Genomic DNA, 20,921 nt, shown 5'->3' on the forward strand with positions numbered 1-20,921 from the left:
CAAAGGAGTGTGACCCCTTGACCCCTTACGTTAAACGGCTAATAGGTCTTATGCTTGTAATCATCATTTGTGCTGGCAGTACTACACCTTCGTTTCGTGCTTATGTCACTTGGCCTCAGCAATTAAGGTTGTTCGAAGGTCAGCAGAAACATTTGAACTTGTCTATGCCTGTTATGGCTAAGGCTACCATTGATCACCCAGAAATATTGCAAGTGAATGGCAATAAGGAAGCGGTAATGAATGTTTCGCTGAATCAACCACTGGCGCTGCAGCCAAAGCAAGTAGGTCAGGCAGAACTGAAGCTTAAGTTGTTTAATCGCATTCCACTTCGAAGCTTAAAGGTAAACGTCGTACCTGATCTCCGTGTCATCCCTGGAGGTCAAACAATTGGAGTTAAAGTTAAATCCAACGGCATTTTAGTAGTAGGTCATCATCTTGTTCAAGTTGAAGACAATCGTAAGGTATCTCCTGGTGAAGAAGCAGGCGTAAAATTGGGTGATCTTATTGTACGCATCAACGAAGAACGTATCCAAGATTTATCCCAGGTTGGATCGTTAGTGAAGGCAGCAGGGGAAGGGAAGAAACCTTTGAAGCTGGAAGTTCGGCGCAATGGCCAATTACTCAATACTGAGCTGCGTCCTGCTTATGATGCAGAAGATAAAACATGGCGTTTAGGATTATATATTCGTGATTCAGCAGCAGGAGTAGGTACATTAACATTCTATGCCCCAGATCAAGGTGTCTATGGTGCATTGGGACATGTTATTACGGATCTCGATACCCAAACACCTATTGAAGTGGGGCGTGGGGAGATCTTGCAATCAAATGTTACTTCGATATCCAAGAGTCAAAATGGAGAACCAGGTGAAAAACGTGCTCATTTCTTGAAAGAAGGACGTGTGCTTGGAAATGTAGAACGGAATACACCGTTTGGCATATTCGGAAAGATGAAGAGTAATCCTGATCATAGCCTGTTCAAAAAAGGTATTCCGATTGCCTTCAATGAGGAAGTTCGTGAAGGTCCAGCGGAAATGTTGACAGTTGTTAATGGTCAAGAAGTGGAGCGATTCAAAATTGAGATTGTCCATGTTACAAGACAGACTGCTCCTGCAACGAAAGGAATGGTTATTAAAATAACCGATCCACGTCTTCTGCAAAAAACAGGCGGTATCGTTCAAGGAATGTCAGGCAGCCCGATCATTCAAAATAATAAGCTGATTGGTGCGGTGACACATGTATTCGTCAACAATCCGAGCTCTGGCTATGGATGTTTTATAGAATGGATGCTTCAGGATGCTGGTGTTGTATTAACACAATCTCAATGGAAGACTACGAAAAAGGTTCACGTCCCGGCGTGAATCTTTTTTACCGCTTGTCGAATGTTAGGATCTCGACATGAATGAGCGTGAACGGTGTAGAAATATAAACAAATTTATTATTATAAATGATTTTGTTAAAAAAAGAAAGAAAAAAAGTTATTCGACAGAAGGAATTCTTGTGGCCTTGTCGAATAAGTATAACTTGTAAGCGAAATGTTCACGTCACAATTGGAGATATGCTGACGAGACGCTGCAAAACGGGTTAAGGGAGGATCATTAAGTTGCAAAAAATTGAAGTTTTATTGGCTGATGACAATCGGGAGTTCACGAATTTATTGGCGGATTTCTTATCCGAGCAGGATGACATGACCGTAAGTGGAGTAGCCTATAACGGCGAAGAGGTGCTGCAATTTTTGGAGCAAACGAGGACGGTACCGGATGTACTTATTCTCGATATCATTATGCCTCATCTAGACGGCCTTGGTGTGTTGGAACGCCTTAGAGAACTGCAATTGTCACCACAGCCTAAAATCATCATGCTGACTGCTTTCGGGCAAGAGAGTATTACACAGCGTGCTGTACAACTTGGTGCTTCTTATTATATTTTGAAACCGTTTGATATGGATGTGCTAGCGAATCGAATTCGTCAACTAGCTGGTTCCACAGCACCTTCTCTGACAGGTTCATCTGCTTATGTAAGCAGCTCAATTAAGTCCAATGTTGTACCTTTGGCTAAGACGAAGAATCTTGATGCTAATATTACAACCATTATTCATGAGATCGGCGTACCTGCGCATATTAAAGGCTATCAATATTTGCGCGAAGCGATCACAATGGTGTATAACAATATCGAAATTCTTGGTTCTATTACGAAAACGCTTTATCCAGCAATCGCTGAAAAATACAAAACAACGCCATCTCGCGTCGAGCGTGCGATTCGTCATGCGATTGAGGTCGCTTGGACACGCGGCAACATCGACAGCATTAGCCGTCTATTTGGCTACACGATCAACATCAGCAAGTCGAAACCTACCAACAGCGAATTCATCGCGATGGTTGCAGATAAGCTTAGAATCGAGCATAAGGTATCATAAAATGACGTACTGGAGCGGATTGAAGGTTGCTACGAGTGCTTTACATACCAACTATGAAAGCCAACCAATTCGTCATAAAGTTATAATATCTATCTCCACCTGACCCGATAAATCTTCGTGATTTATCGGGTTTTGGTTTTTTGTGAGGGAGTATCTTGCATGGACACATTACTCATTGAGCCTCTAAAAACTAATAAAAAGCTGTCTGCATATCTGAATATAATGATAGCTAATCAAAGAATGCCTACTCTTATAAGGAGAACCTTACAGGAGTAGGCATTCTTTATGGGCTCTTCAATAATAAATGACCTGATTATGTGACAATTAGAGCCCATCATCATTATCATGAAAGACTACTTCACCGTCAGGATGCCTTTGCTCCACGTAATTTTCTGTCCACTCAACAATCTCGCCTAACACCTTAGTTAACGAGGAGCCATGTTCGGTAAGCGAGTATTCAACTTTTGGCGGGATTTGATTAAACACTTTTCTGGCAACTAAGCCATCGCGTTCGAGCTCTTTTAACTGTTCCGTAAGCATTTTTTGTGAAATTCCCGTAACTAATCGTTTTAATTCGCTTGTTCGTGCAGGCCCTTTTGTTAGGAAGTACAAAATGTGCGCTTTCCATTTCCCACTGAGCAAGTTCAAAACGACTTCACATCTATTGTTGAATTCTTTCTTCATACGATAACTCCTTTAGTTGTCCAAAAAACACTTTTCGTACCTATATCACGAAAAAGTGCGTACTTCTCACTCTATTTGTACTATATCATAATAATTTTTGTCAGCAACTGATGCTGGCTGCAAAAGCAAGAGGATATGACAGTAGCGATGCTTGGTTATCATGTGGAACAGTTCCGTAAGGGATTTTTTGTTTCCGACAACTTAGTTTATGTTCTGATGATAACGGTAGGAAAAGCTGCAGCACCTGCTCATTCTACAGTGCGACTATGTGTTGATGAAGTGACGTATTGGAATGCCAGAGTTTAATAAAAATTATTTCTCGTACTACAAAGGATTCCACGGTCATGCTCCATTCTTTGTATATAGCCAATAGGAAAAAACGCTCCGCAGAGCGCCTATTCCTATTTTTATTTATATCAATCAGACACGTACGCCTTGGTATTTCTCCAGTTCCTGTCTCATAAAGCGCGTGCTGTCATTTAACAAATCAATATCTACAGGAGCATTGTTGAGCCTGCCATTCTTTTTGACCCAATGGCCGTTGATCATTACCTGTTCAATATTTCCTGCATGAGCGTTCATCAGTACATAATTATAAGGATCGTATAGCGGGGCAGTCTGGTGATGTGTGGTGTTAATCATGATCAAGTCGGCCTTTTTGCCTGGTATCAGGCTGCCGATCTGGTCCTCCATCCTCAATGCGCGTGCTCCGTCAATGGTACCCATTTCAAGTACACTCTTGGCATTAAATACACCGAGGCTAGGCTCTTCTCCCTTGATGTTAACCAGCTCATTGTGCACGCTGTGGGTGTAGGCCAATCCCACTCGCAATTGCGTGATCATATCTGCTCCAACGACAGAGGTTGTGTCCGCTCCGATCGATGGTCTGCCGCCCTTACTTAGGATCTGGTAAAATGGCGGATACCCGTGACCCATCAGCATCTCGATCTCTGGTGTAATGGAAACCGAAATGTTTTCTTTTGCAAATATCTCATAATCTTTGTCTGAGAGCTGGTTGCAGTGGGCAAAGTTAATGTAATTGAGCGGCAGGCCTTCTTCGTATAAATGCTCGATCAGCCCCTCTTCACCTGGAGCTCCTCCCACATGTGACGTAGCAAATACATTTTCCGCATGAGCTTCGCTAATGCTGCGTTTAAACCTTTCAACATCCAGGCTGATGGCGCCAAGTGCAATCTGAGTCAGGGGATTACTGTTAGTGTCTCGCAACCGCAGCATCTTCCTAAAGTTCGCGTCCTCATCTAGTTGTTGTACAGAATCTGCTATGGCGATAATCGTTCTCATATTGATTTGCGAGTTTGCTTTCAATATTTCAAGACCATGTTCATACGTATTCGTGGAATTCGCCCAGTGTAGCACGGTTGTAACACCGGAATTGAGCGCTTCCAAGTATCCGATGTAACTGCCTACGTAAATATCCTGCGGGCGAAGCCGTGATCCGATATCATCAAGAAACCGTGTGAAGTAGTCCATCAGCGACCAGTTAGTAAATGCTTGACTGAAAAGCTGCTGATAAACATGTCGGTGAGTATCCACGAAACCAGGCATTACAATATAGCCGGCCCCGTCGATTACTTCCATCTCCTCCGTAGGTTCAATATGGATTCCTACTTGCTTAATTGTATCGTTCTCGATCAGTATGTCTCCATCCATAATTTCTCCAATTTGAGTATCCATTGATAAAATATGCGCGCGTTGTATTAAGATCGTTGACATAGGTATACCTCCCAAATGTGAATGATTTTGAGATACGGGATAGCTTCAATCTTAAAACACCTGCAAATTTCTGTTGCGAATTGGGGCATGCAACATGCATCTCAGTACAAACGGTGATAATCAGGAATATCGATCAAGATAATTGCATGCACCTCCTCATATCTTGAATTCAAGATACAAGAATAAGTTACCATATTATGTTTGGGAAATCAAACGTTCATTTTACTTTTTTTAATTTTCATGTCATTTTCAATAAAAGTTTGGCACGGACATCAAGGGACTTGAAACAGTGAAAATTGAAAAATACAGCTATGGTATTATGCGAATATATTCATTATCAACTCAAAAGGATGAGATTCGTGAAAGTAGGCATTGAAAATGAAATGGAGAAGGTGGAGCAACTTCGGCAAGCAAAGCATAAGGAACGTGGAGGATTTGAAAAACGGTTGCTGCTATTGAATACTACAAAGTAAAGATCTACAGTGAAATATCAATTACATGTACATGTAGCCCTTGGCCTAATATCTTCATTAAGTAGCTTTGATGCTCTACGATCAACCCAAACCACTTTAATCGCACTCATCTCGAGTCGATAGGTAGTGGTTTTTTCTTTTCCCCACTACTATGTGAATCGTTGTAAAGTATAACAGATCGTTGCTTTCACCTATATGAAATAGCAAAACTTATGCGCATAATGGAATTTATCTCTAAAACAGGTAGGTGGGGATAAGCATATGGCCATTATTCAAATCAATCAATTAGTAAAGGAATACCGCACGAATAAGCGCTTCACGGGACCGTTTGGCTTAATTAAGTCACTGTTAAGTACGGAATATGTAAACACGAGAGCTGTGGATGGGATATCGTTCAGTATCGATTCCGGCGAATCGGTTGGGTATTTAGGACCGAATGGGGCAGGCAAATCTACGATGATTAAGATGTTAACAGGCATCCTTGTCCCGACCGCAGGTGATATTCAAGTAGATGGGAAGATACCTTACCGTCATCGCAAAGAAATAGCGAGGAAGATTGGGGTCGTTTTTGGACAGCGCAGTCAATTGTGGTGGGACTTGCCTGTGGTAGACTCTTTTGAGCTACATAAGCATATTTACAATATTAGCGATAGTGATTACAACAGCAGGGTACAGCAATATATTGAACTGTTGGATATGGGGAGCTTTGTCAATAAGCCTGTTAGGCAGCTGAGCTTGGGACAACGAATGCGCGCTGAGATAGCGTTAGCGCTCCTGCATAATCCCGAGATACTATTTTTGGACGAGCCAACGATTGGGTTGGACGTAATCGCTAAACATAATATCCGTACATTTCTGCGCCAAGTTAATCAAGAAACGAATGTAGCCATTATGCTGACGACTCATGATTTGAAAGACATTGAGGAGATCTGTGATCGCATTATTATTGTGAACCATGGCAAGTCCGTGTTTGATGGTGATGTTCATCATTTGAAGAGGGAGATTGGTGGAATCAATAAGCAAGTTACGATCGAGTTTCACATCGATCCGGGCGAAATAGCGTTTCCCAATGCGCTGCTCATTCGTGATGAAGGTGTACGAAAGAAATATGAATTTATTCATCACGAGGGGGAAGAAAATTCACTCATGCGGTCTATAATGAGCATCCCTAATGTAGACCAAATTAAAGATATTTCAATTGAGGATATGAGCATTGAAGAGATTATACATAAGGCTTTCGTAAATTTGAATCAAAATTCGAAAATTAGAGTGTGATGACAATGAGAGCTTACTTGGCGTACTGCGGGAAATCTTTTTCCAAACATATTAGTTACCGTTCTGAGGTGTGGCTTCGAATTATTGGGAACATCGTCATCATGTTCATTCAGGTCTCAATATGGAAGTCACTTGCAGCTAGCTCTCCTTCCCATATGCTTAATATAAGCGAAATGGTTACCTACTCTGTAATTACAACTTCCGTCATGAATCTGCTCATGACTAGAGTATATCAATCCATAGACTCCAAATTACAGTCGGGCGATATTTGTTCTGATTTGCAGAAACCGATCAGCTATCCGTGGTACTTATTTTTCGAACAACTTGGTACGGTGGGATTTCAATTGCTATTTAATGTCGTTCCTTCCATACTAATTGCTCTGCTGCTGTTCGGTATTCAACTTCCAGAAGCTTCAAACCTCCTTCCGTTTCTAATCAGTTTATTTTTAGCGATGATTATCTCGTTTCTCATTGGTTATTTGGTTGCACTTATTGCTTTTTGGTTTCTTACGACTTTTGCTTTGAATTGGACATTAGGTGCCTTAATGACCGTTTTCTCGGGTGTTTTTGTACCAATTTGGTTCTTTAACCCATTCTGGGCGGAGCTAGCGAATATGCTTCCGTTTCAGTATTTAGGATATATTCCATCCGCCATTTATTTAGGGAAAATTGAGCAGCCGTACCTAATATTGCTACAAGGATGTGGATGGGCAGCTACTTTACTACTTGTTGTCAATCTGTTGTGGTGGAAGGCCATTAAACGTTTAATCGTACAAGGCGGTTAATAATGAGGTGGTAATATGTCAGTTAAACTGTTTTTTCATTTTCTAAAAATTATAATGCGGACACGGATGGAATATCGGGCTGACTTTCTGCTTGGAATGGTAGGGCAAATACTCGGATATGCCGCCAATTATTTAATCGTGTGGCTTCTGCTGAATCGATTTACTTTAATTGAAGGCTGGGCTTGGCCAGAAATGGCGTTCCTCATTAGTGTCAATGTGCTGACGTATGCGATTGGAGCGTCATTTACATACTCTCCGATGTTGAGCTTAGAGCAACTAATTATAAAAGGGGATCTGGATAAATATTTGATTAAGCCCATCAATCCCTTCACATATTTAATTGCAAGCTTCTTTAACTTTGGCTATATTGCGCATATTCTTATTTCCGTTGTTCTATTAATCTGGTCGCTAAGGAACCTAGACGTGCATTGGGGCGTCTTCGAATCTATCTATTTCATGTTCACCTTGCTAAGCGGTTCGATGCTGCAGGCGGGGGGTCTCATTTTAATCGGCAGTTGGAGCTTGTATTTTATGAAGTCGCAGTTCATGGGCGATTTATATTTTAAAATAAAAGATGTGATCAATTATCCGATCTCGGCCTATACAGCGGTAATCCAGATTGTTCTAACATGGATTATGCCGCTTGCCTTCATTAATTACTTTCCTGCGCTCTATTTATTAGATAAAGCGGACAACATAGCATTATTACTTGTACCCGTTATAGGGCCGCTATTCTTATTACTGACCATATTCATCTGGCATCGTGGCATTCATCAATACCAAGGAGCGGGCAGTTGAGGCGACATGAATGCAGCAAGCAATAAAGAAGTAATTCCTTAATTCTTTATTTTGTAAAATAAGGACAAAATCAAATTGTATTCCATAAACAACCCGTACAGTTCACGATGTGTAAACATCGTCTCGTACGGTTTTTTTTACGTTTACTAACAAAGAGAGTTAGGATAAAGGTATCTTGTTTATATTGTAAATTTTAGTGATATTAGTTGCAAATTAGGGGTCATTTCCGTTAAAATATATGATTATTTGAACTTCGAATACTAGCGTTGCTGCTATAAGATCATTTACTAAGCGAATACATAGGTTGATCAACTAGAACAACATCTCGAAGGTACGAAATACATCTTAGGGAAGGAAGGACCATTTTGAATGCAAGCTTATATTAAGCCTCTTATGGATGCGGCTCTATTTTTTCCATTCTTCGCGCTAGCGCTAACTCTACCATTTCTTGTCGTACAGTATCGTAGATACGGATATGTCAACAAACTACGTGCTGCTGTCCTTTATTCGATGTTACTGTACATGATATCTGCTTATTTTTTAGTCATTTTACCATTTCCGAGCAGTACGGATAATTGTATCCGTGAAGGTGCATTTTGGACGTATTCACAATTAGTTCCGTTTACGTTTATGACGGAAATTTTGAATCATACCCAGGTGAATTGGACACAACCTAGTACGTTTATACAGTTAGTAAAAGAAAAAGCGTTTCTCCAAGCGATATTTAATGTGTTTTTAACGATTCCGCTTGGTGTGTATGCGAGATATTATTTTAGACGAACGGCATTTCAGACAGGATGTATAGCATTTGCTGCTGCATGTTTATTTGAAATGACACAGATTACGGGATTGTTTGGTATTTTTGATTGTCCATATCGCTTATTTGATGTTGACGATTTCTTCTTGAATACGACAGGTGGATTGATAGGTTATTTCCTTACACCACTCCTAACATTTTTCTTGCCTCGTTCTGAGAAGTTAGACGAAGATGTACAGCTGTCACAAATGACAGTCGGTTATGTACGTCGCTTAGTTGCTTTTCTTATAGATACGATTGTTTATACGGCGATTACTGGTATATTTACACTTGGAATAGGGGTCTTTTTGTATCAAAGTCTTTCAAATCAAGGAACGGATACAGTGTTGGCTTGGATTTTATATGCCTTGATAAGCGTTGTAGGTGTGCTTATTTACTTCGTTATTGTGCCTACACTGACGAATGGTCGAACGGTTGGGAAATGGATTACTCGAATTCATGTCGTAGATGATAGACTGCAAGATGAACAGCAGGGGCGAACGATTACAGCTAGAGCGTTGTTCCATCGATACAGTCTCTTGTATACGATTATTATTGGCTATAATTATGTATTTGGATTCATATTTAGTTTTACAGATTTATCTCCGATCATTTTGCTGAGCGCTCTTTTCTTATATTTTGGTATTGGCGGATTGCTGGTGCTTCATCTTATCGTGAATTTCTTTACGCGAGATAAACGATTGTTTTACGAAAAGTGGAGCCATACACGGAATGTCATTACGGAGCGAAAAGAAACGTCCAGCTAGTGAACTGCCTTTCACCATTTAGGCTTCAGCGTACTATACTGTATGGAGTCTTGTTGTCAGCTCTGGTGCCTAGATGGACGAGAAAGGCGGCTTCATATGAATAGGCGTCGTAAACAGAACCCATATCGGAGAAGTCGTCGGGATCAACGCAATGGTCGTAGGCAGAAAGAAGCTTACCTACACAACAATGATGGGGAGGGAAAGGGTCCATATCCTCCTGGTCCAGATGGTAAGGGGTATCCAAACAAACCTCCGCCGATTCCTCCGATCACGTTGCAGAAGGCAGTTCTTCTGGCAGCTGTGTTAAAAGATTGGCTTATTGTCGAGACGGTTATCATAAATCGAAATAAAACCGTTCAAGTTATTTTAGCTGGTGATTTCGGGAAATTTGGAATTCGTCCAGAATTTTTGAATGAAGAGAATGTTGGTTTATTCGAGGCATTGGAGGATACGGGGCTATTCCCGGGTCTTGGAGAAGGGCCAGAAGGAGCCGCTCCTCCTGAAGCTGGTGGATAGAACGAGGCGTATGTAATAGTTTCAACAAAATACGAAAGAAAGTCCGTGGTAGATGCCGCGGACTTTTGCTTTATTTATAGAAGATAACGGTTTGAATCACCGTAGAATGAAAAAATAAATGAATGATTACTTCGTATTTGCTTCAGCAGACGGGTTATCTCCAGAATTGTGCTGGGAGCGTGTCGCTTGTTGACGAAAGTCCGGACGAGGTCCGCGCGGCTTCTTTTCACGGAAACGGGGTGCAACATAGTTGTGCTTGCGATCACGGAAAAAGATCCAGCCTCCAATGAAGCCAACTCCAATGGCAAAGAGAAATAAACCTCCTAAGAAAGGTAGCCATCCGAATGATATATCGGTTAAAGCGGGATTTCCTTTGTCAACAATATATTGATAAATGGCATCTTTCATGTACAAAAATCCAGCTGTTGCAAGCACGCCAGGAATCACAAGCATCATTATCGCAATAAAACGAGATATGGTTAATTTAACATTTGCATTTGCCATCGGTAGCTCTCATTCCTTTATAAGAGGATGTGTATGTCGTTTACATATTTTTCTGCTCTTTTCATCTTACCTTGACTATGGAAATATGTCTAATTTTGCTTTTTGGTCATATTTATTGAGAAGAAGGTACTTGTCCGATAGTTATGCAATTGGCTGGAACGTAAAAAGGAGTTACAATATCACCAAGATATAGCGAGGAGTGAAAAATTTCATGACAAAGCAAGTAGACGTTGCCATTATCGGCGGAGGAACAGGTGGCTATGTGGCTGCGATTGCAGCGGCACAGGCAGGTCATCATGTTGTAGTTATAGAAAAACAGCAGCTGGGAGGTACTTGTCTCCATCGTGGTTGTATTCCGAGCAAGGCGCTGCTGCGCAGTGCAGAAGTATATGTGCTAGCTAAGGAAAGTGCTCAGTTTGGCGTGCATACAGAAGGGGTTAAGCTGCACTTCGATGAAGTTCAAGCTCGCAAACAACGAATTGTAGAGCAATTGCATCGCGGCGTTCAATATTTGATGAATAAACATAAAATTGAAGTGATACATGGAAATGGACGTGTAATGGGTCCTTCAATATTTTCACCACAAAGCGGTTCGGTAGCAGTTGAATTGGAAAATGGTGAGTCGGAAACGATTGTACCGAAGTACCTGATTATTGCAACAGGCTCTCGTCCACGACTGCTGCGTGGCTTAGAACCAGATGGACGGTATGTGTTCACGAGTGATGAAGCTCTTGAATGGGACACGCTGCCGCAGCGTATCGCTATCGTTGGCGGTGGAGTAATTGGCGTCGAGTGGGCATCGATGATGGTGGACTTTGGCGTTGAAGTAACAATGATAGAAGCGGGTGAGCGGATTCTCCCTTCCGAGGATGAAGATGTTGCAAAAGAGATGCATAAGCAGCTTGCTGATCGAGGCGTCACGATCTATACGAATTGTACCATTGATGCGGAAGGAACCCGCAAAGATGAAGCTGGGATGGATATTTTGGTGACGTGTGCGGATGAGACGATTCATCTGCAAGTAGACCGTATGCTTGTGTCCATTGGCCGTGTAGCTAATGTGGAGAAACTTGGCTTGGAGCAGACGAATGTTCAAGTTGAAAACGGCGTCATCCGAGTGAACGAACATTTGCAGACAAATGAACCGCATATTTATGCAATTGGTGATTGTATTGGCGGACTACAGCTTGCGCACGTAGCATCAGCAGAGGGAATAGCTGCGGTTGAGCATTTAAGTGGGCATAAAGGCTTGGCGCTTCAATCTCGAATGGTACCACGCTGTGTTTATGCGAGACCAGAAACGGCTTCAATTGGTATGACGGAAGCAGAGGCTCGTGCTGCTGGTCATGATGTTAAAGTTGGAAAAATTCCTTTCCAAGCAATCGGTAAAGCACTTGTATATGGTGAAACAGCAGGCTTTGTCAAAGTGATCGCGGATCAAACTACGAACGATGTTCTGGGTGTTCATATGATTGGACCGCACGCGACAGAACTTATCAGTGAAGCTGCAGTAGCACAACTTTTGGATGGTACTCCTTGGGAGATTGGACAAGTTATTCATCCGCACCCTTCTTTGTCAGAAGCTGTACAGGAAGCAATGCTAGCTGTACAAGGTCGATCTCACATCCTGTAAAATTCCGCGTAAAAAGCCTAACTTGTTGATGGCATGCGTTGAACTAGGAAAAGGGTCGAGGCGTTTCTAATTAGGAAGTCATCGCAACTGTCATTGTAACGATATGACGTTTAACATTTTCTTTTTGCTCAGCAAGAGGGTATAATACACTTAACCAGAAAATTAGTACCTGGTATTAGATGTTGATGATAAATTTTGTAGTTACATGTAAGTTAACGTGATTAGGACATGTGGAAAAGGGGGATCACTCCATGACACCAGATGTAACGGTTCGTGAGCGTTCACGCCATGAGCAGCTAGGAATCTCGGATGATCAAGCTTTGGAGATGTATCGTATGATGGTACTTGCACGCAAATACGACGAGAGGGGCTTGCTTCTGCAGCGCGCTGGCAAGGTTGGATTTCATGTATCAGGAATCGGCCAAGAAATGACACAAGTCGCAGCAGCTTTTGCCTTGGATCGGGAGAGGGATTATTTTCTGCCTTATTACCGTGACTATGGCTTTGTACTATCGGTTGGTGTGACGGTAAAGGACTTGATGCTCTCTATATTTGCGAAAGCAGAAGATATTAGCAGCGGAGGACGCCAGATGCCGGGTCATTTCGGATCGAAGCGTCATCGCATTGTGACAGGGTCAAGCCCAGTTACAACGCAAGTGCCGCATGCCGTAGGTATTGCATTGGCTGCTAAAATGCGCAAGCAGGATATCGTATCGTATGTAACGTTCGGTGAGGGCTCGAGCAATCAAGGAGATTTTCATGAAGGCTGCAACTTTGCTGGCGTTCATCGTCTTCCCGTTATTATAATGTGTCAGAACAATCAATACGCGATTTCTGTGCCTTTAGCCAAGCAGACGGCTGGACAAATAAGCGATCGGGCAGCAGGTTATGGTTTCCCGGGTGTGCGTGTTGATGGAACAGATCCACTAGAAGTATATAGAGTCGTAAAGGAAGCGCGCGAACGTGCCATTCGTGGAGAGGGACCGACACTTATTGAATCGGTTATGTATCGATTGCAGCCGCATTCTACTTCGGATAACGATCTAGCATATCGGACAAAGGAAGAAGTAGAGCAGCATCGTGCAAATGACGGGCTTCCCCGTTTTAAGCAATATTTGATAGATTGTGGTATATGGTCAGAAGCCCAAGAAGAGGCTTTAGTGAAAGAATTGTTAGCGATTATCAACGAAGCTACGGCTTATGCAGAGGAAGCTCCTTACCCTCATCCTGATGAAACCTATACGCATGTGTATGCTGAATCGGAAGGAGGAGCGTCCAATGGCCGTTATTGAATATATTGATGCCATTCGCTTGGCAATGAAAGAGGAAATGGAGCGCGATCCAGAAGTATTCGTGTTGGGAGAAGATGTTGGGGTAAAGGGCGGTGTCTTTACAACAACCAAAGGGTTGTACGAGCAGTTTGGTGAAGCTCGTGCATTGGATACTCCATTGGCTGAGTCTGCTATTGCTGGAGTGGCGATTGGAGCTGCCATGGTAGGCATGAAGCCAATTGCTGAAATGCAATATTCGGACTTCATGTTCCCGGCAGCGAACCAAATAATTAGCGAAGCAGCCAAGATTCGTTATCGCTCAAACAATGACTGGAACTGTCCAGTTGTCATTCGAGCACCGATTGGTGGAGGTATATTTGGTGGACTGTATCATTCCCAGTGTCCGGAATCGGTGTTCTTTGGTACACCGGGCTTGAAAATTGTTGCACCTTATACGGCATATGATGCCAAAGGGCTGCTCAAAGCAGCGATACGTGATCCAGATCCAGTCATTTTCTTTGAAAATAAAAAGTGCTATCGGATGATCAAGGGTGAAGTTCCTGAAACCGATTATATCGTTCCTATTGGTAAAGCAAACGTGATACGTGAGGGAGAAGACATCACTGTCATTGGCTATAGCTTACCGCTTCATTTCGCTATGCAGGCCGCTGAAGAATTGGTGTCAGAAGGAATAAGCGCTCATATTCTCGATCTGCGCACACTGCAGCCGCTTGATAAGGAAGGCATTTTAGAAGCGGTGGCGAAGACAGGAAAAGTATTGATCGTTCATGAAGATAATAAGACGGGCGGTATTGGTGCAGAAGTGTCTGCGATTATTGCTGAAGAATTGCTGCATGAACTGGATGCACCGATAATGCGTCTATGCGGCCCTGACGTTCCGGCGATGCCGATCAGTCCTCCGCTAGAGCGAGAATTTATGTTAAACAAAGACAAGCTTAAAGAAGCGATGCGTAAGCTCGCTCAATACTAATTGTGAAATAGCCGAAAGACGGGAGTGAAGTGATCGATGTCAGACAATGGATTAACGAAGGAGATTACGATGCCGCAGCTTGCGGAATCCCTCGTATCAGCGACACTCAATAAGTGGTTGAAGCAGCCTGGCGAAGCGTTTGAAGCTTATGAACCGATCTGTGAAGTGTTTACGGAGAAAGTCGTCGCTGAGATTCCCGCTACCGAAAGCGGGGTTATGGGCATGCATCTCGTGCATGAGGGCGATGTGGTTGAAGTAGGTAAAGTTATTTGTACGTATCTTACAGGTGCTAAAGTAGATGCTTCATCTGAGGCAGCTGGAGCAGGCGAGAAGGTTGTGAATGGAACGGGTGCAGTAAGAGTAGGTGCAGGACAGCATCATGCTGCGTCAATTTCCAGTTCCACAGAAATTACAGCAGACAAGCTTAGGTCTGTTGCCGAACAGGTTGGCATGCTATACAACAATGAAAATGCTCCGATGCGTGCGCGATTATCTCCTGCTGTACAGCGGCTGGCGAGTGAATATGATGTTGATTTGAAAAATGTTCAAGGATCAGGCCTTGGCGGACGTATTACCCGTAAGGACGTTTTGCAATTTATTGAGCTTCGCGGCAATGTTACGCATGAAGCGTTGAAGCAAGGCGCAGATGTTATAAATGGCGGTTTATCTGCAGTTGTACCAGTAGAAATGAAAAATAGTCAGCTCCAGTACCAGCAGAATGAAGAACAATTGGCTGGTCTTGATCAAAGCTTGGCTGCAGATGCAAGCTCAGTCAGCCTGCCGGTTCGGAGTTCGGGTCTGCATCTGTCGGAATCTCCGCGAGTACCGCATATCGATGTGGAGAGGCCGCAGACTGTAGGCGATGGTGAGCACTTTATCAATGTAACACCAATCCGTAATACGATCGCAACACGTATGCGCCAGAGTGTCTCTGAAATCCCTCATGCGTGGACGATGATTGAGGTTGATGTTACAAACTTGGTAGAGCTTCGCAATAAGTGGAAGGATGAATTCCGACGCAAAGAAGGCGTCAATCTGACTTATTTGGCATTTGTTCTTAAAGCAGTTGTAAATGCGATCAAAGATTACCCGATTATGAATTCGGTGTGGGCCGTTGATAAGATTATTGTGAAGCGTGACGTAAATATTTCATTGTCTGTGGGCACAGAAGATTCCGTCATGGTTCCGGTTATTAAAAAAGCGGATCAGAAAAACATTGCAGGTTTGGCTAGAGAAATAGATGACTTGGCACGTCGCACACGTGAAGGCAAGCTCACTCTGGAGGACATGCAAGGCGGTACATTTACGTTCAACAATACAGGTTCATTTGGTTCCATCCAATCATATCCAATTATTAACTATCCGCAAGCTGCAATCATTACCTTTGAATCAATTGTGAAGCGTCCGGTTGTTATTAATGATATGATCGGGGTTCGATCAATGGCCAATATGTGCTTGTCTCTCGATCATCGTATTTTGGATGGTGTCATTTGCGGTCGATTCCTCCAACGTGTAAAAGAAAATTTGGAAAGCTATAATTCGGATACGAAATTATATTGATGGGTTCATTCCGTGGTATACTAGAGTAGGATGTCAGAGAAGAAAGAGTGATAGCATGATGAACAGACAGCAGGATCAGATCAGTTTGGAAACGACTAACACTCAGGCGCTGCACCTACATACCTATGGAAAATTGGATTATAAGCATGCATGGGATATGCAGAAAGACATTGTAAAGCAGATCGATAAAGGTTTAGCGAAGGATACATTGTTTTTGCTGGAGCATCCACCAACCTATACGATTGGTTCTCAGCGTAACCCTGAGCATTTGCTCTTATCCGCCGAACAGTTGGAGAAACAGGGAATTTCTGTTTACGAAATTGATCGTGGCGGTGATATTACGTATCATGGGCCAGGTCAGCTAGTTGGTTATCCTATGCTGCTGCTTGAAGGTCCAAGCTTGGACTTACATGGATACTTAAGAAACTTGGAAGAAATGATGATTCAGTATCTTGCTTCCTATGGTATCGTTGGGGATCGCAAGCCAGATTTTACTGGTGTATGGGTCGGCAATGAAAAGATTGCAGCGATCGGAGTTAAGTTCAACAAGTGTAGAAGCCGCAGAGGATTTGTTACGAGTCATGGGTTTGCTTTTAATATTAAGCAAGGAATTCAGCATACTGGATTTACCGGAATCGTTCCGTGCGGCATTCAACAATTCGGAGTAACGTCATTAGAAGATGTAACAGGTCTAACCTTTACGGTAGAGCAGGTAGGGCAGGAATTGCTGCCTCATTTTATGAATGTATTTGGATATCCTGAGATCATTCATCATTCCATCTCCTAACATAACACGTTGAAAGCCATGCTGATAGCATGGCTTCATCCGTAGGTACATGTAAAGATGTGTGGACAATTAGCAAGCAGGCTTGTCCTGCCTGAACGATTCTATACGACCGAACCGAATGGTGCTTGGAAACTTCTCAAAGCGATATCTTATAGACCATATAGTATCGGTTCAATAAGGAAGATTAAAGTGGAAGCGATCATAGCGATGAGCATGACGTAGACAATGATCTTAAACCAACGTTTGGATTGCATAGGAAAGCACTCCTTTCTCTCTAAATCAATGATATACTATTTATTCTAACGAAAAATGAGTGTGGAGGAAAGATACCATGGTACAACAAGAACGATTAGTACAACATTTTTTGCAATTGGTTCAAGTAGATAGTGAAACACGCTATGAGCGTGAAATCTGTGATTTGCTAAAAAAACAGTTCAGCGATCTTGGACTTGACGTATACGAAGATGATACAGAAGAGAAGTCTGGACATGGCGCAGGCAACCTAATTGTAACGTGGCCAGCATCTGAAGGGCAAGAGCAGGCGAAGCGCATTTTCTTCACTTCGCATATGGATACAGTAACACCTGGTAAAGGCATTAAGCCTGTTATCGATGCAGATGGCATGATTCGCAGCGATGGCACAACCATTCTTGGAGCGGATGACAAAGCAGGTCTTGCTGCTATGTTCGAAGCGATTCGTGTAGTGCAAGAATCCGGCAAAGCACATGGTCAAATTCAATTCGTCATTACGGTAGGAGAAGAATCAGGCCTAAATGGTGCTCGTGTTATGGATGCATCCCTCTTGAAGGCTGATTTGGGTTATGCATTGGATTCGAACGGTGAGATCGGTTCTATTGCAGTTGCTGCACCAACACAAGCGAAGATTACGATGGAGATTTTCGGGAAGTCTGCACATGCTGGCGTTAACCCTGAATATGGTATCAGCGCAATTCAAGTGGCAGGTAAAGCTGTGGCACGCATGCCGCTTGGTCGTATCGATCACGAGACGACAGCGAACATCGGACGCTTCGAAGGTGGCGGTGCGACGAACATCGTATGCGATTATGTCAAGCTGACAGCTGAAGCGAGAAGTATCGTTCAAGATAAGATGGATAAGCAAACAGCTGCTATGAAGGAAGCGCTTGAATCAGCAGCTACGGAGTACGGCGCTCGTGCTAATTTCACAAGTGAAGTGATGTACCCAGCCTTTAACTTCACAGAAGAAGATGAAGTTGTGCAGCTGGTTGCTCGTGCGAATGAGAAAATTGGCGTGAAGACAAGTGTGTTCCATTCCGGCGGCGGCAGCGATGCAAATATTTTCAACGGTCATGGAGTTCCTACCGTTAACCTTGCAGTTGGCTACAAAGATATCCATACGACGAATGAGCATATCCACACTTCGGATTTGGTGAAGACAACTGAGCTTGTTGTTGCGATTATTGAAGAAGCAATTAAAGCGTAGCCTGAAACGAATTCTCAACTAAAGTTATCTAACGTATGGTGCTGTGCATAATGTATTTAATGTATTTTGCATCAGCAAGATTATTAGACGAAAGAAGCATCCTTATTCACTTTTTTCTAGTGAAAGAGGATGCTTCTCTTTTTGCTGCGTTATTCGAATCCGTTGGAAAGCTGGAGTAATCACTTTGCTGTGCTTAACGATTTACCAACTTCTACGTTTTCTGCTTCTTTGGTAGGCTGCTTAGATGAAGATAAATTGATGTAAAGGCTCAGCCACGCACCAAAAGCGACTACGATACCTGCAAGTGTAAAGACAACAACGAGTGAGTACTGTTCCTTAATAAATCCAGCCATCGCGGAAGAAATCATAATGCTTGCAGTAAACATAGGTGCTGTAATTCCGCTTACACGTCCAATATAATTTTCGTCCACAAACTGAATGTACCATGTACTCAAAATAACTTGCAGTGCTGCAAGCAGCAAACCACTCAGGAAACGAATGCCTAGTGTTAACCATAAAATCGTGGACCATCCTTCAACAACTAACGATATGGCTAATCCTAATATAGAAATGGCTAGAATGATTTTGCGGTGCTTCTGAATAAATGCTCCGCATGCAGATGCGATGCTAATACCGACGAACAAACCAACACCAGCAGCCGTCGTTATCCATGGCAATGCTTCTTTAGGCAGACCAAGCCGTTCTGTTACGATAAAAATTTCTAGAGGTTGAATCAATCCAATTCCAAGACCGATGACAATTTGAGTAAGAGTTAGTAGGCGCAGGCTAGATTGTGTCCATACATAGGTAAAGCCTGCTTTAATATCATCCAGCACCGGTGTAGCCTCTTTCTTCTCTCGCTTATAGGAGGGTAGAGCAAGCTGAATAAGTGATGCTAATGTAAAAATACAGCATAGTACGATTAAAGAGCCTTGCAAACCTATCAATGTATATAGGCTAGCTCCGATAATAGGGCCCACGATGACGAAAATAGATTGAAGACCTTGCGTAATTCCCATTGCAGTTGGCACTTGGGATTCAGGAACGTGTCTCTTGAACAGTACGGAAGAAGAAGGTACTGAAAATTGGCTCACAATCGCAGAGACTACGGTAGCTAGAAATACGGCTTGCCAAATGCCTGATGCGAGACAGAGCATGATGACGACGATCGACAAGGCACTGAGCAAGTCGCCGATTACGACTGTCCATTTCGGATTCCAGCGATCCGCGAATACACCGCCGATTAAGGAAAAGATAAATATCGGTGCCATTTCAAATACAGTGAGCAAGGAAATGGCTACTGCGTTGCCATTCGTCATCTCCGTTACTGCGAATAGAAGTGCCATATTTCGTACCCATATGCCAATTTGTTGGAGTAAATCAGCAGAAGCTACGATTAGGAAAACTCGATTGGTCCATAAAGAAGGTGGTGCGGCTACAGGTGTAGCAGTGCTTGACATGATTCATTATCCCCCTAAATAAAATTATACTGACTGTCCGGTTTAATAATGGGTGAAAATAAAGATGGATCTTTTCATCCATCTATTTCATCCTATATTATGCGCGAATACCGTTAAGGAACACATCGATCGCCTTGCGATGTATCGATTCAATTTCTTCGAGTGAGTAGTTGTCAAATTGAATGATGCCTAGCCCTCCTAAAATACTATACAGCAACAAGGCTAGCTTCTCTGGATCATCCTCAGCGAATTCCTTCAGTTTGATGCCTTCTTGAATCACATCAAGAATAAGCGGAAGCGGGAATTTTGACATTTCCACAATTTTCTCGATCACTTCAGGATCTGCACCTTTTGTCCCGGAAAATTCCATCGATGCTTGCATTAACGGATTTTCAAAATCATGAGCGAAATGATGTGCGATCGCATAAAGCTTCTCGGTCGCGGTTGAAGCAAGTTTGAATCGTTCTGTGCATTTATAGATCCAATCGACCATATTTAACTCAAGTAAGTACATAAATAGCTGCTCTTTACTTTTGAAATGATAGTAAATGCTGCCTTTACTCATGCCAGATGATTCTCGAATCTGCTCCATAGAAGTGGCTTGGTATCCTTGTTGAATAAAGAGCTGCTTCGCAGCGGCGGCTATTGCTTGCTTAGTCTGTTCGGCTTCTTCTGCAGTTCGACGTGCCATGAATAAGTATCCTCCATTTATTAGAACGATCGGTCAGTATAATTCAATCTTAGCTTGATTGGGAGGAAGTGTCAAGCTGAATAAAAGCGGATTGATTTCGTCATAAATCCGTTATTTTTTTTGCGGCTTACTTAATATATCCGATATTTTCGCGTCTTTTCCTTCTTTCATCATCATGCGTCGTAAAGTTGCGCTTATATCGTAGCCTTTACCAGAAAGCCACAATTGTTTATTTGTACGAAATTTTTTCATGGCTTGATCTCATCTCCTTGTCTTCCATCGTGTTTGTGAAAGTCATCTGATATAATTTGTATGTAATAG

General features: G+C 42.7%; 21 protein-coding genes. 14 read left to right on the forward strand and 7 right to left on the reverse strand.

Translation table 11 applies throughout. The annotated features are described in order from the left end of the window. The first annotated feature begins 17 nt into the window (after positions 1-17). Both spoIVB and spo0A read left to right on the forward strand, forming a co-directional pair. Complete coding sequence (gene spoIVB, locus FPZ44_RS06905; protein ID WP_261378234.1) at positions 18-1,358, forward strand: SpoIVB peptidase; 1,341 nt, start codon at positions 18-20, stop codon at positions 1,356-1,358. 242 nt (positions 1,359-1,600) lie between these two features. Beyond that, positions 1,601-2,413, forward strand: coding sequence for a sporulation transcription factor Spo0A (spo0A, locus tag FPZ44_RS06910; RefSeq protein ID WP_144988626.1), 813 nt, complete (start codon positions 1,601-1,603; stop codon positions 2,411-2,413). A 324-nt stretch (positions 2,414-2,737) separates the two neighbouring features. Here spo0A and FPZ44_RS06915 read toward each other — a convergent pair whose 3' ends face one another. After that, positions 2,738-3,097 (reverse strand): winged helix-turn-helix transcriptional regulator, encoded by a 360-nt coding sequence (locus tag FPZ44_RS06915; protein WP_144988628.1) that lies wholly within the window; start codon positions 3,095-3,097, stop codon positions 2,738-2,740. A gap of 135 nt (positions 3,098-3,232) precedes the next feature. Between FPZ44_RS06915 and FPZ44_RS06920 the strand changes: the two genes are divergently transcribed. Beyond that, positions 3,233-3,403, forward strand: coding sequence for a nitroreductase family protein (locus FPZ44_RS06920; protein WP_186785942.1), 171 nt, complete (start codon positions 3,233-3,235; stop codon positions 3,401-3,403). Between the two features lie 114 nt (positions 3,404-3,517). Here the strand turns inward: FPZ44_RS06920 and FPZ44_RS06925 are convergent, their stop codons facing one another. Continuing rightward, entirely contained in the window at positions 3,518-4,831 is a 1,314-nt protein-coding gene (locus FPZ44_RS06925) for an amidohydrolase family protein (protein ID WP_144988630.1), read from the reverse strand. 734 nt (positions 4,832-5,565) lie between these two features. Here FPZ44_RS06925 and FPZ44_RS06930 point away from each other — a divergent pair. The 5 genes from FPZ44_RS06930 to FPZ44_RS06950 all read left to right on the forward strand — a co-directional run bounded on the left by FPZ44_RS06930 (position 5,566) and on the right by FPZ44_RS06950 (position 10,241). After that, the gene (locus FPZ44_RS06930; RefSeq protein ID WP_144988632.1) at positions 5,566-6,579 is read left to right on the forward strand and encodes an ABC transporter ATP-binding protein; all 1,014 of its coding nucleotides are present in this window, start codon (positions 5,566-5,568) and stop codon (positions 6,577-6,579) included. Positions 6,580-6,584: 5 nt separating this feature from the next. Then, positions 6,585-7,364: an ABC transporter permease gene (locus FPZ44_RS06935; RefSeq protein WP_186785943.1), complete on the forward strand. Its 780-nt coding sequence runs from the start codon at positions 6,585-6,587 to the stop codon at positions 7,362-7,364. 15 nt (positions 7,365-7,379) lie between these two features. Continuing rightward, positions 7,380-8,162, forward strand: a complete 783-nt coding sequence (locus FPZ44_RS06940; protein ID WP_144988636.1) for an ABC transporter permease — start codon at positions 7,380-7,382, stop codon at positions 8,160-8,162. Positions 8,163-8,531: 369 nt separating this feature from the next. Further along, entirely contained in the window at positions 8,532-9,725 is a 1,194-nt protein-coding gene (locus FPZ44_RS06945) for a VanZ family protein (RefSeq protein ID WP_144988638.1), read from the forward strand. A gap of 96 nt (positions 9,726-9,821) precedes the next feature. After that, positions 9,822-10,241, forward strand: a complete 420-nt coding sequence (locus FPZ44_RS06950; RefSeq protein WP_144988640.1) for a hypothetical protein — start codon at positions 9,822-9,824, stop codon at positions 10,239-10,241. Between the two features lie 126 nt (positions 10,242-10,367). Here the strand turns inward: FPZ44_RS06950 and FPZ44_RS06955 are convergent, their stop codons facing one another. Next, positions 10,368-10,745 carry a DUF2627 domain-containing protein gene (locus FPZ44_RS06955; RefSeq protein WP_144988642.1) on the reverse strand — a complete coding sequence of 126 codons (378 nt, stop codon included), beginning with the start codon at positions 10,743-10,745 and terminating at the stop codon, positions 10,368-10,370. Positions 10,746-10,956: 211 nt separating this feature from the next. On the opposite strand from FPZ44_RS06955, the gene lpdA reads away from it, so the two are divergent. The 5 genes from lpdA to lipB all read left to right on the forward strand — a co-directional run bounded on the left by lpdA (position 10,957) and on the right by lipB (position 16,987). Further along, complete coding sequence (gene lpdA / locus FPZ44_RS06960) at positions 10,957-12,378, forward strand: dihydrolipoyl dehydrogenase (RefSeq protein WP_144988644.1); 1,422 nt, start codon at positions 10,957-10,959, stop codon at positions 12,376-12,378. Between the two features lie 251 nt (positions 12,379-12,629). Further along, positions 12,630-13,670, forward strand: coding sequence for a thiamine pyrophosphate-dependent dehydrogenase E1 component subunit alpha (locus FPZ44_RS06965; RefSeq protein WP_144988646.1), 1,041 nt, complete (start codon positions 12,630-12,632; stop codon positions 13,668-13,670). After that, on the forward strand, positions 13,657-14,640 hold the full coding sequence (locus tag FPZ44_RS06970) for an alpha-ketoacid dehydrogenase subunit beta (protein WP_144988648.1): 984 nt from the start codon (positions 13,657-13,659) through the stop codon (positions 14,638-14,640). Before FPZ44_RS06965 ends, FPZ44_RS06970 begins: the two co-directional genes overlap by 14 nt. 36 nt (positions 14,641-14,676) lie before the next feature. Further along, positions 14,677-16,200 carry a dihydrolipoamide acetyltransferase family protein gene (locus tag FPZ44_RS06975; RefSeq protein WP_144988650.1) on the forward strand — a complete coding sequence of 508 codons (1,524 nt, stop codon included), beginning with the start codon at positions 14,677-14,679 and terminating at the stop codon, positions 16,198-16,200. A 55-nt stretch (positions 16,201-16,255) separates the two neighbouring features. After that, on the forward strand, positions 16,256-16,987 hold the full coding sequence (gene lipB, locus FPZ44_RS06980; protein ID WP_261378235.1) for a lipoyl(octanoyl) transferase LipB: 732 nt from the start codon (positions 16,256-16,258) through the stop codon (positions 16,985-16,987). A gap of 149 nt (positions 16,988-17,136) precedes the next feature. Here the strand turns inward: lipB and prli42 are convergent, their stop codons facing one another. Next, positions 17,137-17,241, reverse strand: a complete 105-nt coding sequence (gene prli42, locus FPZ44_RS06985; RefSeq protein WP_144988652.1) for a stressosome-associated protein Prli42 — start codon at positions 17,239-17,241, stop codon at positions 17,137-17,139. Between the two features lie 77 nt (positions 17,242-17,318). Between prli42 and FPZ44_RS06990 the strand changes: the two genes are divergently transcribed. Next, positions 17,319-18,449, forward strand: a complete 1,131-nt coding sequence (locus tag FPZ44_RS06990) for a M20/M25/M40 family metallo-hydrolase (protein ID WP_144988654.1) — start codon at positions 17,319-17,321, stop codon at positions 18,447-18,449. Between the two features lie 179 nt (positions 18,450-18,628). On the opposite strand, the gene FPZ44_RS06995 is transcribed toward FPZ44_RS06990, so the two are convergent. From FPZ44_RS06995 to FPZ44_RS26375, 3 genes are all read right to left on the reverse strand, one after another. After that, complete coding sequence (locus FPZ44_RS06995; RefSeq protein ID WP_144988656.1) at positions 18,629-19,909, reverse strand: MFS transporter; 1,281 nt, start codon at positions 19,907-19,909, stop codon at positions 18,629-18,631. 97 nt (positions 19,910-20,006) lie between these two features. Next, a complete protein-coding gene (locus FPZ44_RS07000) occupies positions 20,007-20,600 on the reverse strand; it encodes a TetR/AcrR family transcriptional regulator (RefSeq protein ID WP_144988658.1) in 594 nt (197 codons plus the stop codon). Positions 20,601-20,711: 111 nt separating this feature from the next. Then, a complete protein-coding gene (locus FPZ44_RS26375) occupies positions 20,712-20,852 on the reverse strand; it encodes a hypothetical protein (protein ID WP_186785944.1) in 141 nt (46 codons plus the stop codon). Between the last annotated feature and the right edge of the window lie 69 nt (positions 20,853-20,921).

Origin of the sequence: Paenibacillus agilis, assembly GCF_007786455.1 — a bacterium.
GTDB classification, from domain to species: Bacteria; Bacillota; Bacilli; order Paenibacillales; family Paenibacillaceae; genus Paenibacillus_B; species Paenibacillus_B agilis.

Coding starts and splice junctions, on each gene's coding strand:
- FPZ44_RS06965 (WP_144988646.1), top strand. CDS start 12,630: ATGACACCAGATGTAACGGTTCGTGAGCGTTCACGCCATGAGCAGCTA.
- FPZ44_RS06955 (WP_144988642.1), bottom strand. CDS start 10,745: ATGGCAAATGCAAATGTTAAATTAACCATATCTCGTTTTATTGCGATA.
- FPZ44_RS06920 (WP_186785942.1), top strand. CDS start 3,233: ATGACAGTAGCGATGCTTGGTTATCATGTGGAACAGTTCCGTAAGGGA.
- FPZ44_RS06930 (WP_144988632.1), top strand. CDS start 5,566: ATGGCCATTATTCAAATCAATCAATTAGTAAAGGAATACCGCACGAAT.
- FPZ44_RS06970 (WP_144988648.1), top strand. CDS start 13,657: ATGGCCGTTATTGAATATATTGATGCCATTCGCTTGGCAATGAAAGAG.
- lpdA (WP_144988644.1), top strand. CDS start 10,957: ATGACAAAGCAAGTAGACGTTGCCATTATCGGCGGAGGAACAGGTGGC.
- FPZ44_RS06990 (WP_144988654.1), top strand. CDS start 17,319: ATGGTACAACAAGAACGATTAGTACAACATTTTTTGCAATTGGTTCAA.
- FPZ44_RS06925 (WP_144988630.1), bottom strand. CDS start 4,831: ATGTCAACGATCTTAATACAACGCGCGCATATTTTATCAATGGATACT.
- FPZ44_RS06950 (WP_144988640.1), top strand. CDS start 9,822: ATGAATAGGCGTCGTAAACAGAACCCATATCGGAGAAGTCGTCGGGAT.
- FPZ44_RS26375 (WP_186785944.1), bottom strand. CDS start 20,852: ATGAAAAAATTTCGTACAAATAAACAATTGTGGCTTTCTGGTAAAGGC.
- FPZ44_RS06935 (WP_186785943.1), top strand. CDS start 6,585: ATGAGAGCTTACTTGGCGTACTGCGGGAAATCTTTTTCCAAACATATT.
- FPZ44_RS07000 (WP_144988658.1), bottom strand. CDS start 20,600: ATGGCACGTCGAACTGCAGAAGAAGCCGAACAGACTAAGCAAGCAATA.
- prli42 (WP_144988652.1), bottom strand. CDS start 17,241: ATGCAATCCAAACGTTGGTTTAAGATCATTGTCTACGTCATGCTCATC.
- FPZ44_RS06975 (WP_144988650.1), top strand. CDS start 14,677: ATGTCAGACAATGGATTAACGAAGGAGATTACGATGCCGCAGCTTGCG.
- FPZ44_RS06940 (WP_144988636.1), top strand. CDS start 7,380: ATGTCAGTTAAACTGTTTTTTCATTTTCTAAAAATTATAATGCGGACA.
- lipB (WP_261378235.1), top strand. CDS start 16,256: ATGATGAACAGACAGCAGGATCAGATCAGTTTGGAAACGACTAACACT.
- FPZ44_RS06995 (WP_144988656.1), bottom strand. CDS start 19,909: ATGTCAAGCACTGCTACACCTGTAGCCGCACCACCTTCTTTATGGACC.
- FPZ44_RS06915 (WP_144988628.1), bottom strand. CDS start 3,097: ATGAAGAAAGAATTCAACAATAGATGTGAAGTCGTTTTGAACTTGCTC.
- FPZ44_RS06945 (WP_144988638.1), top strand. CDS start 8,532: ATGCAAGCTTATATTAAGCCTCTTATGGATGCGGCTCTATTTTTTCCA.